Source organism: Caldalkalibacillus uzonensis, from assembly GCF_030814135.1.
Lineage (GTDB): Bacteria > Bacillota > Bacilli > Caldalkalibacillales > Caldalkalibacillaceae > Caldalkalibacillus > Caldalkalibacillus uzonensis.
Window position 1 is genome coordinate 1 of the sequence record NZ_JAUSUQ010000031.1, and the last position, 12570, is coordinate 12570.

Consider the following 12570-nt stretch of genomic DNA (forward strand, 5'->3'; position numbering starts at 1 on the left):
CCTGGGTTACAGAACACCTCAGGAAGTGGAAGATCTTTTGAAACATTCCGCTTAAAACTTAACTTTTTTGTGTCCAGGATATTGACTCAAATCCATGTTGTACAGTCGTTGCTGAGGTGTACATGAAGTTGTTTAAAAGAAAAATAGTCTTCTGAAACGTCTTCTGAATGGGAAAAATGAAATGAAAGCGATGCTGAAAAAAGGGATGGCGAACGGGAAGAAGAATTGGACTTCAGATCCTTTTTCTTTTGTTTTTGTCCATCGGCTGTCTGACCAGTCGCTTATAATGGTTGATCGGACGCAATTCCTCTGGCTACTGGTGTATGATACTCGTGTGTTGGGGTAATGCGGATATACTTCCATCGAAAATTCTTCCATCTCGGGTGTCAATTCTGGCCACTCGTCCGATGTTCGCTTGGCACAGAGATAATATTTATACATGGTCTTCGCTCCTCCTGTAGCAAATCTTAAAGCTTAAAAAAATTCAATTTCCTATGTGGGACGGTTATAAAGAAGCTCTTGACTGTCTGAAAATTTAGTGTTATCTTTATATTGATTTTTTTAAAATTTGACTAGGGGTATAGATACAGAAAGGAGAGGATTATTTTTGTTGCAATTGTAAGCGATTACCTCACGATAAGCAAAAGTGAATGAATATTCATTCGTTTTGGGGGGATAAGAATGTATACCACTTTAGCCGATTTATTTAACCAAACGGTACAAAAGTACCCTAACAAGGAAGCACTGTACTATGTACAAAAAAATCAGCGTTGGACGTATGCCGAGTGGAATGACCAGGTTAATCGGCTGGCCAATGCTTTGATCGAAACGGGGGTTAACAAAGGAGACCGTGTCTCAACCTATTTGTTTAATACAAGTGAACTTGCGACAGCACTCTTTGCATGTACCAAAATAGGGGCTGTGTTTAACCCGATTAACTTTCGTTTATCTGCAGATGAAGTGGCTTACATCATCTCTGATGCAGAGCCTAAAGTGTTCTTGTTTGAACATGCTGTTGCTGCGAATCTGAAAAATATTCACTCCAAATTTCAAGATGTGAACTTTTGGTGTGTCGATCCAGACCCTCCAAGCTATGCGCAATTTTATGATCAAAAAGTTAGTGCTGCGACAAGCGATGAACCTAAGATAGACGTTGATGAAGAGGATTTGTATGCGATTATGTACACCAGTGGGACGACAGGGAGACCCAAAGGCGTGATGCATCGTCATCGTGATATGGTCGAGCAAAGCCTGATAATTATTAGTGCTAGTCAACTGACCCCACAAGACCGTGGACTAGTGACAGCCCCGATGTTTCATTGTGCGGAGCTTCATTGTTGCTTTATTCCCCGCGTACATGTTGGCGGCAGTAATGTAATCATGCATCATTTTGACGTCAAGCAAGTGCTTCAACTGATCCAAGATGAAAAGATTACATTATTCTTTGCAGCACCAACAATGTGGAACATGTTGTTACAAGAGGATTTGTCACAATACGACTTGACTTCGTTGCGTAAAGGATTTTATGGTGCTGCCCCGATGGCTCCCGCTTTAGTAAGAGCCTGTCAACAAAAACTCAACATTGGACTTTTGCAAGCGTATGGCATGACCGAGATGGGACCTGCTGTCACGTTCTTACTAGAAGATGAACAACTGCTTAAGGCGGGCTCTGCCGGACGTGCCTGTCTGAATCATGATATTCGTGTGGTGCGCCCCCTTGAAAATGGACCGTCAGATCCCGATGATATTGCTGGTGTTGGTGAAGTGGGTGAAATCGTTGTCAAAGGCCCATGTATGATGATTGGCTATTATAACAGACCTGAAGCAACGGAAAAAGCCCTCTACAAAGGTTGGTATCATACTGGTGATCTAGGTTACGTTGATGAAGATGGTTTTTTGTGGATTGCAGACCGTGTGGACGACATGCTGATTAGCGGCGGTGAAAACATCTATCCTCGTGAAGTCGAAGACGTCCTTTATGAGCACCCGGGTGTTCTTGATGTCGCAGTTTTAGGTGAACCCGATGAAAAATGGGGGGAACGGGTGGTTGCTTTTATAGTGAAAAAAGACCCAGCCGTTACGGAATCAGACTTAGACCTTTTTTGCAAAGATAGTGGAAAATTAGCAGATTATAAACGTCCGAGAAAATATTATTTCGTTGATCAATTACCACGTAATGCCAGTGGTAAAATTCAAAAGTTTCTTTTGCGAGAACAATTACAGACCAATGTAAAAAGGTAAGGGGAAAGAGAGATGACAGCCAGTTATTTAACAGAGGAACATCAAATGTTTCGTCGGTCGCTACGCAGGTTTCTTGAAAAAGAAGCAGTGCCTTTTTTCGATCAGTGGGAAAAAGAAAGGCTTATCCCCCGTTCTTTTTGGAAGAAAATGGGCCGACAAGGATACTTGTGTCCTGATATTGATGAAAAATACGGTGGATCAGGGGTGGATTGGGGATTTTCTGTCGTGATTAATGAGGAATTGGAACGGGTGGGTTCGGGTTTGGGCGGTATTAGTCTGCACAATGACATTGTTGTGCCATACATCTTCTCTTACGGTACAGAGGAACAAAAGCTGCGGTGGCTTCCCGGCTGTGCCAGTGGAGAGATTATTACGGCAATTGCCATCACCGAGCCCGGGGCGGGTTCTGACTTGGCCAATATTCAAACCACCGCGGTCCGCGACGGAGATCATTATGTGATCAACGGGCAGAAAACCTTTATCACCAACGGCATACAATCCGATCTTGTATTGGTTGCCTGCAAGACGGATCCCACAGCTGTACCCAAGCACAAAGGCATCAGTCTGCTCATGGTGGAGCGGGATAGCTCAGGTTTTTCACGGGGAAGAAAACTGGACAAAATTGGGCTTCACAGTCAGGATACTGCTGAGTTGATATTTGAAGACTGCCGTGTTCCTGCCGCCAATCTGCTAGGTGAAGAAGGAAAAGGGTTTGCCTATTTAATGGAGAAGTTGCAGCAGGAGAGGCTTGTGGTTGCGATCGCTGCCCAGGTGGCAGCTGAGGAAATGCTGAAAATCACGATAGAATATGTGAAAAGCAGGGAAGCTTTTGGCCAGCCGATCAGCAAGTTTCAAAACACGCAGTTTAAGATTGTGGAAATGGCTACAGAGATCGAAGTAAGTCGTGCTTTTCTTGATAAGTTAATTGCCGATCACATGGCCGGCCGGGATATTGTGACTAAGGTTTCCATGGCCAAATGGTGGCAGACGGAAATGGCCAAACGTGTTGCTGCTCACTGTCTGCAGCTGCACGGTGGTTATGGATATATGGAGGAGTATCCCATCGCCAGAAGGTACCGGGATATCCCAGTTGCCGCCATCTACGCAGGTACCAATGAAATTATGAAGACCATCATTGCCAAAAACATGGGATTGTAAGACCAAAGTGGAGAGGAGATAATAATGAATCTGCCTCTGAGTTCTATTCGCATTTTGGATCTGACAAGATTGTTGCCCGGACCATACTGTACCATGCTGTTGGCTGATTTCGGCGCCGAAGTCATTAAAATTGAGGATCCGAGTACTGGGGATTATGCCAGATGGTATGAGCCGAAACAAGGTGAAGACAGCGCCATGTTTGTTTCTTTGAATCGGAACAAAAAGAGCCTCAGTTTGAATTTGAAGTCCGATCAGGGAAAGGATATTTTTTTACAACTAGTCCTGACAGCGGATGTGGTTGTGGAATCCTTTCGTCCTGGTGTAATGGAACGGTTGGGACTGGGTTACGGTGCCTTGGCAGAGCTCAATCCGAAACTCATCTATTGTGCAGTGACGGGCTACGGACAGGATGGTCCTTACTCTACTTTTCCTGGCCATGATATAAATTATTTGAGTTATACAGGGTTATTGGATTTACAGGGAGAACGAGGCGGACGGCCGGTAATGCCAGTTGTTCAAATTGCCGATATCGGGGGCGGTGCCTTAATGGCGGCCGTCGGAATTTTGCTGGCGCTGCAAGCGAGAACACAAACGCAAAAAGGGCAATTTGTCGACATTTCCATGATGGACGGAGTCGTTTCCTGGATGCAGACGATCCTCCCCAATTATCTAGCTACAGGACAGCTGCCTCAGCGCGGTGAATCGGTCCTGGCCGGCGGCAGAGCCTGCTACGGGGTTTACCAAACTGCTGATCAGCGCTACCTTTCAATAGGTGCGCTGGAGCCTAAGTTCTGGGAAACTTTTTGCCGGGTCATTGAACGACCTGACTTGATTCCCCGCCTTGAAGCCCCTTTAGATGACCAGGAAAAAATGAAAATAGAAATTTCATCCATTATTAAAACCCGGACCTTGTCCGAGTGGCTGGCTGCATTCAAAGATCAGGAAGCGTGTGTTTCACCCGTCCACAATTTAAAGGAGGTTCTAGAGGATCGGCAAATAAAGTACCGTCAAATGATTGTGGATGTCGAGCACCATACTTTAGGAAAAATCCAACAACCCGGTATCCCGATCAAAATGTCGGCAACCGGCGGTTCTATTCGTATGCCGGCTCCGTCACTGGGTGAACACACTAAAGAACTGCTGGCGGAACTCGGCTTTACAGAACAACAGATGCAACAGTTGAAAAAAGAAAATATCATTTGAGAGAATATAAGATCTTTTTTTCCATCACGCAAAAATCAAAGAAATTTATACGTTCTAAGGGGGAATTATATGGAATTGAAGAAATGTGTTGCTATTATTACTGGGGGAGCGTCTGGATTGGGTGAGGCCACGGTAAGAAGGATTGTAGCTAACGGTGGAAAAGCAGTCATTTTGGATGTATCCGAGGAGAAAGGAGTAAGGCTGGCAGAGGAGCTGGGAGAACATGTTGTTTTCTTACAGGCGGATGTCACGCGTGAAGAGGAAGTGAAGGCAGCAATCAATATTGCAATCGAAACATTCCGCAATATCCACGTCCTGATCAATTGCGCTGGAATTGGGGTAGCTGAAAAAGTGTTAGGCAAAAATCAACCGCATGATCTCTCTACTTTTGCAAAGGTAATCCAGGTCAATTTGATTGGGACATTTAACATCATACGCTTAGTTGCTTATAAAATGGCAGAAAATGCTCCAAATGAAGCAGGTGAGCGCGGTGTCATTATAAATACGGCTTCCGTGGCCGCTTTTGAGGGTCAAATTGGCCAGGCTGCATACAGCGCCTCCAAAGCAGGAATCGCAGGGATGACTTTGCCGATCGCCAGGGAACTGGCAAGATACGGGATTCGCGTTATGACGATTGCCCCGGGACTGTTTGAAACTCCTTTGTTTGCGACACTGCCCGAAGAAGCACGAAAGTCGTTGGGCGAAATGGTGCCGTTTCCATCCCGTTTGGGCTATCCTGCGGAATATGCCCATCTTGTTCAAAGCATCATAGAAAATCCGATGCTTAATGGGGAAACAGTCCGGTTGGACGGAGCCATTCGCATGCAACCCAAATAAGATTTGACCAAGTCAAGCAGGATGAAAGTGATGAGTTTAGTAAAAAGCCAGTGTAGGTGCATTTTCATCAAAATAAATGGAGGGGATTCAGTTGATGGATGTTCAACTCACCTTGCACAAAATGGTGGAGCGTGCCGAAAAACTTTTTCCAAAGAAACAAATTATTTCCCGTACAGCATCTGGAATTTTTCGTTATGGCTACCGGGAGATGGGGGAGCGTACACGACGCCTATCTAGTGCACTGGAAAAAATCGGGGTGCAAAGAGGAGATAAAGTGGGGACGTTAGCCTGGAATGATCATCGACATTTGGAAGCCTATTTTGGCATTCCGGGGATGGGGGCGGTCCTTCACACCATTAACATTCGTCTGTCACCCCAACATATCGCATATATCATCAATCATGCGGAAGATAAGGTTTTGCTGATTGATCAAGATTTTATACCATTGATCGAAACGATCAAAGATGAGCTGAAAACAGTCCAAGCTTATGTTGTGTTAGCGGATAATTCAGAATTAAAAGATTCTAAATTAAATCCGCTTTATTCCTATGAAGATCTTCTGGCCAAGGCTGATCCACAGTATCAATTTCCCGATGATTTAAATGAAAATGATCCGGCCGGAATGTGTTATACATCAGCGACAACCGGATCACCTAAAGGCGTTATTTATTCACATCGCGGAATCACACTGCACAGCATGGCTCTGGGGTTGGCTGACACAGCGGCGATTTCTGAATCAGATGTGTGTATGCCTGTTGTACCGATGTTCCACGCCAATGCCTGGGGGATGCCGTTTGCGGCCACCTGGTTTGGCTCATCACAAGTGTTGCCCGGGCCTTGGTTTACACCGGAATTGCTAGCTAAACTGATCCACACTGAAAGAGTTACAATAACGGCAGGTGTTCCAACAATCTGGCTGGGTCTGTTAAAAGAATTAGAAAACAGTGGTGAGGTGTACGATATGAGTTCGCTGCGTGCTGTGCTTTGCGGCGGTTCAGCAGCACCACTCGGGATGATCCGTACCTTTGAAACAAAGTACAATATTCCGTTCATTCACGCTTACGGCATGACTGAAACAACGCCACTCGTCACCTTATCACGGCTAAAAAGTTATCAAACCGATTTATCTGATGAAGAAAAACTGGTGATTCGCGCGAAGCAAGGGTATGTGGTGCCTGGTCTGGAAATCAAGGTGATCAATGATAATGGCGAGACTGCTTGGAACGGAGAAGAGATGGGTGAATTGTTAGTGCGCGGGCCATGGATTGCCAATGCTTACTACAACGATGAACGCTCTAAAGATGCCTTTAAAGACGGTTGGCTCTATACAGGGGATATTGTCACCATTGATGAAGAAGGAGTCATTAGGATTGCTGATCGTACGAAAGATCTCGTAAAAAGCGGGGGCGAATGGATCTCCACGATTGATTTAGAAAATGCCCTGATGGGGCATGACGGTGTCTTTGAGGCAGCCGTAGTGGGCGTGCCCCATCCTAAGTGGCAAGAGCGACCTGTCGCCTGTATTGTCCTAAAACCGAATGCCTCAGTGACAAAAGAAGAGTTATTGGATTTTCTAAAGCCCCAATTTCCTAAATGGTGGCTACCTGATGATATCGTATTTATGGATGAGATTCCCAAAACATCGGTGGGTAAGTTCCTAAAGGCCACCTTAAGAGAACAACTAAAAGAGCATTTAACCGTTTAAAAGTGCAGAATGAAATCCACCCCAGTATTTGAAACACGGGGTGGATTTTCTATTCCAGCACCGTTCGGTCCTGTGATCGGCCCAATGATCCGGACGGGAGTACCAATCGAAAACCCTTTCAAAAGTTGTTTCGGGCTCCCCATCACACCATTACACCTCTGAGAATGACAAATGTGATGTCGGCTCAATAAAACCTGATATAACAATCAGGAGACGAGGTATGCGCTCAGTTTGGATGGCTTGGTGAAGTGAATTTTTCAGTGATTTAAATTTAATGAGGAGTATTGACGCAATATGCATTAGAAGAGGCAAACAACGTCTATGTGTCCCGGGGTGATGAGTATGACCTGATGCTGTATCTGAAATGGAACAACAACTAACAGTGCATCCACACTTCATATGTGAATAAATAATCATTTTGAAATAATATTCAATTTTTTTGTGATTTATTTAAAAAATATCTTTAAAGACCAAGAACAAATGAAATAAAAGTTACAAAATATCATAAGGAGAAGAGAGCATTGTATACCACCCAAGAAATTGTTCGTATCTCAAAATTATATTATGAGTTAGGCTTGACCCAGCAAGAGATTTCTGAAATAGAGAATATTTCAAGGCCAACGGTTAGTCGTATTTTAGATGCTGCAGTAAAAGAAGGTATTGTAACGAGGTGAGTTTTACCCACCCCTGGCGGGCCCAATAAGATGAGGTTATAAACCTGTTCAATCCATAAGAGTTCACGCAGCTGCCGACGTAGGGTAGGCTGGGCGTTAATATCGAACTCATCGAGGGATGGTGGACAGGAAAGTCGGCCCACTTAAGTCGTTTGGCCAATTGTTTTTCGTCCCGCTTGCGTATTTCGTATCCCAACAGTTTCGTCAGAAACTGTTGATAACTGAATCCATTTGTTTCGGCTTCCATCAGTTGTTCCTCAATCACTTCGGCGATGGAGGCCAGTTTGAGTGTTTTCAAGCTGTGTTTCAGTTGCATTAAGTTTTCTGACATAGGCTCTCTTCCTCCATGATACGAATGTAAACTTGAGGATCTCGAATTTCTGCTTTAACTTGCCAGTGAGGTTGATGTCCGAGCATGATGGGTTTGATCTCAGGTTGATGTTCTTGCTGGTGTGCTTGTTGTCTCTTTGCTTGTTGCATAAAATGTTGTACTGCATCGCTAAAGGCTGCTGCACTGTACAGTTGGTATGTCAGACAGTAGGCTAAAAAAGCTTGTCCAATCACTCCAGAATGATGGTTGGCTTTGTTCATGACTTCCTGTATCTTTTGCAATTGATCTCTCATAAAACGCTGCTTCCGCTGATAGATTTCTTTCAAAAAGAGGGTGGCTTGATCCGGTTCTGGAAAACGCCCGGCCACTTGTTGCATCAACGCTTGAAGCAGTTTAGCATAAATAACCCTAAATTAAAAGAAATCGAGCAAATGGTTTGGCGGCTAGCGCAGGATATCTGTGTGAAATTGACAGAGAACATACTGGAGGAATTGGACCAATACACAAAAGATTTTCAAGAAAATATACTTCAGCTTTCGGTGCAAAGAAAAGGTTCGTTTATGATGCATAGAGAATGGGTCAATCTGGCCAGCCGGTTTATCCGGCAAAAAAATGAGTGGCAAATTGACTACTTTGTTGTCAGGAGTGCTGAATCATTTTTGCTACCGAAAGCAGAACAGGAGTCGATCGAACGCATTTACCATTATTTTTACCAATTAAACCTTGAGGAGCAACAGCAGTTTCTACGCGAGTGGTATGAGGCAATGGACGAAACGTGGACATGGGATCAGGTGTTAGAGCTGTTAAAGGAGTGGAGATAGAAGTGGAGATAAGGGTTCAGGAACTGACAAAGATCATCAAAAAGCAACGTATCTTATCCAATGTGACCCTTTCATTTTCAGGGGTCTATGGGCTGTTAGGGCCAAATGGGGCTGGTAAGACCACGCTCATGAAAATATTGGCCAGCTTAATGGACTTTAATGAGCGTGTTCATTGATGATGAGTTGATCAGCACAAGCACCTACGTTAAACGAACAGATCATATTGGGTACCTGCCCCAGGACTTTATGATTTACCCGGATCTGAAACTGTATGAGGTGCTGGAGCACATCGCCATCCTTCAAGGGGGCCATCTTTCCACCTCGTACCATGACCAAATCAAAGAGGTCGTCGAACAGGTCAATTTAACTGACCATTTACATAAAAAAATGCGGGAATTATCCGGTGGCATGCGGCGGCGTGCAGGCATCGCCCAACTTTTACTGCGCAAGCCGTCTATCTTGCTTTTTGACGAACCAACCGCCGGGCTGGATATTGAGGAGCGCGTGCGTTTTCGCAATCTCCTGAAGCAACTGGGAAAACGTTACACGATCATCATTTCCTCTCACCTTGTTGAAGATATTGAATTTCTGTGCACCAAAATCGGCGTGATTAAAAATGGAGAGGTGCTGTTTGAAGGCGGACCAGAGGAATTAAAGCAAAAAGCAGCCCATTGCACCTATGAGATAGACGTTCCTCTTGCCAAGTTGGATGAAGTCATCGCCACCCGAGAGGTTGTGCAAATGTATGAGGAACCGACCCATATCGTGGTCCGTGTGTTATCAGATGATCCCATTGGCCAGCCCGTCAGCCCGCGTTTAATGGATGGATATTTGGCCCTGCTAAAGGAGTCTGCATATGACTAAGTTCATTCATTTATTTACTTTCGACATCAAATTGCTGCGCTATTTATACTTTTTTCCATTCGTGACTTATGTACTATGCGCCTTGTTCATGTTCATCACGGGTGCCCGGTCTGATGATCCGTATATGCCGTATATTTTTGTGCAGGGCATCGCTGTGCCCTTGGCTGGCTGGCATTTGATTTTTCTCTATAGCAGCCTTTATGAAGAAGGGGCAAAGGAAACCTTAATCGTTTATTATCGTAAGGTGCTCATCACCGACATCATACGCTACTCCCTCTTACACGGGATATTTATCTCGCTGCTGGTGGGTTTGACCACATGGATCAATGGACCGGATTTCTTCACAGGGACTTTAATGATGCATCTGATCCTGTTGTTTATCTTCTTTCAAATGGTGGGTCTCGCCATTTTAAGTGCCACAAATAGTCTAGATATCACGCTAGCGATTGTGGCCACCTATACCTTGGTGGAAGTTGTCACACAGGGTACTTTTATGCCATGGCCACATCTTTTTATCTTTGAGGAACCCATCCGAGACATACAGCTCGGCTTGACGTTCTTATCACTCGGCGCAGGCATTCTGTTATCAACAACGCAATTATGGTGGGCGTTTAAATAGGAACGGGCGTGGCAGGAACTGTTGCCTTTTTCCTTGTTAAATGGACATGTATTTCCATTCATCCGCACGATTAAATTTTCTGCGGCGTTTTGCAGAAGGACAAACGATGTTTTATGACCAACATGGAAAAGAAACTTTGGGTATTGGGGCCATTATTTAAGTCTGGATCAATCCTGCAGCATGAACGCCAAAAATACCCAAGCCAAAGGGGTTAGCCTGGCCCTTATGTCCATTGCCCGAAAGCAAGGGAGGGGACTCTGCCCTCATCCTGTTCAGCACAAGGGCACAGACATACAAGTATCCCAAGGGAAAAATTCCTCCTAAGGATATGGTAGAACTGGCCACATCCTTCCTCGGTGGCGGCACATACTTTGATAAACCGCTTAAAGAAGCATTGGAGGTGATAGAGAAAAGTTGGTTCAACAAAGCTAATCTTATATTTGTTGCAGACGGAAATGCGTAACTTAATAGCAGCTTTGTGGAGATGTTCAACCAATGCAAGAGAGAGAAACAGTTTAGTGTACTGAGTATTATATTAGGACATGAAAATAGGAGCACAGTGGAGTTGTTTTCGGGATTTCTTTTTCATTTATCCGCTCTCCTGTCATATGCTTAAAGTATAATGTGTTTGCATATTGGGATCTGTAAGCTGAATGACCACGCTTTTTTTATATTTTTAACAATGAAATAAATGCAGATTACGAAAAATGTAAGCTAAATGACTGAATGCATCATCGTTATAATGTAATTTTTGATAAGACATTAAGAAGGAGGGATTTTAGTGCTGTTAAGTCCAATGCCTGAATTTAAACTGAAAGATATCCATGGGAATATTGTTTCAACAGCCAATTATATCGGCAAAAAAACCCTGATTTTTATGTGGGCCTCCTGGTGACGTTGCCGTGAACAACTGCCTGGATGGCAGACGTTTTATGAAAAGCATAAACATAAAAACTTTGATATCTTATCGGTGGCTGTTGATATTCTAGGAGCAGACGTTGTCAAACCGTATGTTGAAGGAACAACTTTTACAACAGTGGTTGATACGGAGAATATTTTATCCAATCGCTTTGGATTCAAAATTGTTCCGAATGGCATATTTGTTGATGAGAACGGGACAATTCGTTTATTAAAGCAACGATTTTCAGTGACAAACGAAGGGCACGTTCAAGCTGTTGAAAAACTATTGCACGGTGAGGTTAAAAAAATAGAGTTTGAAGATGATTATTACGCTACAAATGATACTACTTCAGACCTTGAAAAACAGCTTGCTCAAACCAAATTCAAGTTGGGGATGGAATATTCAAATCAAGGGAGGAAGGAAGAGGCTTTAAAGGAACTTGATGAGGCCCTTGCCCTTGATCCAGACAATTTTTTGATCCGAAAGCAACGTTGGTATATCCGCTATCCCGAAAAATTTTCACCAACCATTGATATCGAATGGCAGCAACAGCAGTTGGAAAGAGAACGTGCTGAAGTAGAGACGGAATGTGGTCCCGAAGGCTGTGTCATTCCCGGGTCGCAACCCAAGAAAAGTAACGATCATCAAAGAGGGAAATAGATAGGGAAAAACCTCTTGGTCCATGTACACCAGGAGGTTTTACTGTGTAAAACCGCAGCTTGTAGACAAAGTACCGAAGGTACAGAAGGTCTACAAGCTTTTTTGTTGAATATATGAATATGAGCCTTTTGCAGAATTACGAAGTCTTAAGCCGTAAGGCTTAAAAAAGATAAAAAAAGGACTTCACCCCAAACTGTAGAATGTATAAGTGACCCAAACAAATAACATACAGAAGGGGGAAGTCACTATATACATTCTACAACAAAACCTGTTTTCCTTTGAAGAGTGGATCAAAATGGAGGAAGATGAACGTTTGGAATTATTTTTTGCTGACCTTGACCTTCGGCCATATGTCAAAATATTGCAATCTTCCTCCCCCAAAGGTCGAACACCCATTGATAGAGAAGCAATTTTGAGAGCTTTCTTGGCCGCTCCTCAACTGGGGATCGATACCTTTACCTGTCTTCATGAGCGATTAAAAAGTGATCTTAAATTCAGGTATCGTTGTGGCTTTGCTTTAGCTGAAAGTCCACCTAGTGTGTCTACCTTCAGCCGC

13 protein-coding genes and 3 pseudogenes are annotated in these 12570 nt (G+C 43.9%); 13 read left to right on the forward strand and 3 right to left on the reverse strand.

Features of this window, described 5'->3' with window-relative positions; all coding sequences use genetic code 11:
• Positions 1–681 precede the first annotated feature (681 nt).
• The 6 genes from J2S00_RS19165 (at position 682) to J2S00_RS19190 (ending at position 7818) form a co-directional block, all read left to right on the forward strand.
• Positions 682–2241: a fatty acid--CoA ligase gene (locus tag J2S00_RS19165; RefSeq protein WP_307343745.1), complete on the forward strand. Its 1560-nt coding sequence runs from the start codon at positions 682–684 to the stop codon at positions 2239–2241.
• Positions 2242–2253: 12 nt separating this feature from the next.
• On the forward strand, positions 2254–3399 hold the full coding sequence (locus tag J2S00_RS19170; protein WP_307343748.1) for an acyl-CoA dehydrogenase family protein: 1146 nt from the start codon (positions 2254–2256) through the stop codon (positions 3397–3399).
• A 24-nt stretch (positions 3400–3423) separates the two neighbouring features.
• Positions 3424–4602, forward strand: a complete 1179-nt coding sequence (locus J2S00_RS19175; protein ID WP_307343751.1) for a CaiB/BaiF CoA transferase family protein — start codon at positions 3424–3426, stop codon at positions 4600–4602.
• Between the two features lie 69 nt (positions 4603–4671).
• A complete protein-coding gene (locus J2S00_RS19180; RefSeq protein ID WP_307343754.1) occupies positions 4672–5439 on the forward strand; it encodes a 3-hydroxyacyl-CoA dehydrogenase in 768 nt (255 codons plus the stop codon).
• A 94-nt stretch (positions 5440–5533) separates the two neighbouring features.
• A complete protein-coding gene (locus tag J2S00_RS19185; RefSeq protein WP_307343757.1) occupies positions 5534–7144 on the forward strand; it encodes a long-chain fatty acid--CoA ligase in 1611 nt (536 codons plus the stop codon).
• Between the two features lie 575 nt (positions 7145–7719).
• Entirely contained in the window at positions 7720–7818 is a 99-nt protein-coding gene (locus tag J2S00_RS19190; RefSeq protein WP_307343776.1) for a winged helix-turn-helix transcriptional regulator, read from the forward strand.
• Positions 7819–7862: 44 nt separating this feature from the next.
• Here J2S00_RS19190 and J2S00_RS20095 read toward each other — a convergent pair.
• The 3 genes and pseudogenes from J2S00_RS20095 to J2S00_RS19200 form a co-directional block, all read right to left on the reverse strand.
• Positions 7863–7961, reverse strand: a pseudogene (locus tag J2S00_RS20095) (hypothetical protein); the annotation flags it as partial.
• Positions 7962–7996: 35 nt separating this feature from the next.
• Positions 7997–8149: pseudogene (locus tag J2S00_RS20100) on the reverse strand (ATP-binding protein); the annotation flags it as partial.
• On the reverse strand, positions 8134–8526 hold the full coding sequence (locus tag J2S00_RS19200; protein WP_307343760.1) for a hypothetical protein: 393 nt from the start codon (positions 8524–8526) through the stop codon (positions 8134–8136). The pseudogene J2S00_RS20100 and the gene J2S00_RS19200, both read right to left, overlap by 16 nt.
• An 84-nt stretch (positions 8527–8610) precedes the next feature.
• On the opposite strand from J2S00_RS19200, the gene J2S00_RS19205 reads away from it, so the two are divergent.
• The 7 genes and pseudogenes from J2S00_RS19205 to J2S00_RS19230 all read left to right on the forward strand — a co-directional run.
• Positions 8611–8970, forward strand: coding sequence for a hypothetical protein (locus tag J2S00_RS19205; RefSeq protein WP_307343762.1), 360 nt, complete (start codon positions 8611–8613; stop codon positions 8968–8970).
• Positions 8931–9834: pseudogene (locus J2S00_RS19210) on the forward strand (ATP-binding cassette domain-containing protein). Before J2S00_RS19205 ends, J2S00_RS19210 begins: the two are co-directional and overlap by 40 nt.
• Complete coding sequence (locus J2S00_RS19215) at positions 9827–10453, forward strand: hypothetical protein (RefSeq protein WP_307343765.1); 627 nt, start codon at positions 9827–9829, stop codon at positions 10451–10453. The pseudogene J2S00_RS19210 and the gene J2S00_RS19215 overlap by 8 nt, the downstream one beginning before the upstream one ends.
• Positions 10454–10685: 232 nt before the next feature.
• Complete coding sequence (locus J2S00_RS19220) at positions 10686–10916, forward strand: vWA domain-containing protein (RefSeq protein WP_307343768.1); 231 nt, start codon at positions 10686–10688, stop codon at positions 10914–10916.
• Between the two features lie 318 nt (positions 10917–11234).
• Complete coding sequence (locus J2S00_RS19975; protein ID WP_370875905.1) at positions 11235–11348, forward strand: TlpA family protein disulfide reductase; 114 nt, start codon at positions 11235–11237, stop codon at positions 11346–11348.
• Between the two features lie 75 nt (positions 11349–11423).
• Complete coding sequence (locus J2S00_RS19225) at positions 11424–12014, forward strand: tetratricopeptide repeat protein (RefSeq protein ID WP_307343770.1); 591 nt, start codon at positions 11424–11426, stop codon at positions 12012–12014.
• Between the two features lie 247 nt (positions 12015–12261).
• Positions 12262–12570, forward strand: a 309-nt coding sequence (locus J2S00_RS19230; protein WP_442319995.1) for a transposase, incomplete at its 3' end; no start/stop codon positions are given.

Excerpts from the sequence above, each read along its gene's own strand:
- J2S00_RS19165 (WP_307343745.1), top strand. The coding sequence starts at position 682 with ATGTATACCACTTTAGCCGATTTATTTAACCAAACGGTACAAAAGTAC.
- J2S00_RS19170 (WP_307343748.1), top strand. The coding sequence starts at position 2,254 with ATGACAGCCAGTTATTTAACAGAGGAACATCAAATGTTTCGTCGGTCG.
- J2S00_RS19175 (WP_307343751.1), top strand. The coding sequence starts at position 3,424 with ATGAATCTGCCTCTGAGTTCTATTCGCATTTTGGATCTGACAAGATTG.
- J2S00_RS19180 (WP_307343754.1), top strand. The coding sequence starts at position 4,672 with ATGGAATTGAAGAAATGTGTTGCTATTATTACTGGGGGAGCGTCTGGA.
- J2S00_RS19185 (WP_307343757.1), top strand. The coding sequence starts at position 5,534 with ATGGATGTTCAACTCACCTTGCACAAAATGGTGGAGCGTGCCGAAAAA.
- J2S00_RS19200 (WP_307343760.1), bottom strand. The coding sequence starts at position 8,526 with ATGCAACAAGTGGCCGGGCGTTTTCCAGAACCGGATCAAGCCACCCTC.
- J2S00_RS19215 (WP_307343765.1), top strand. The coding sequence starts at position 9,827 with ATGACTAAGTTCATTCATTTATTTACTTTCGACATCAAATTGCTGCGC.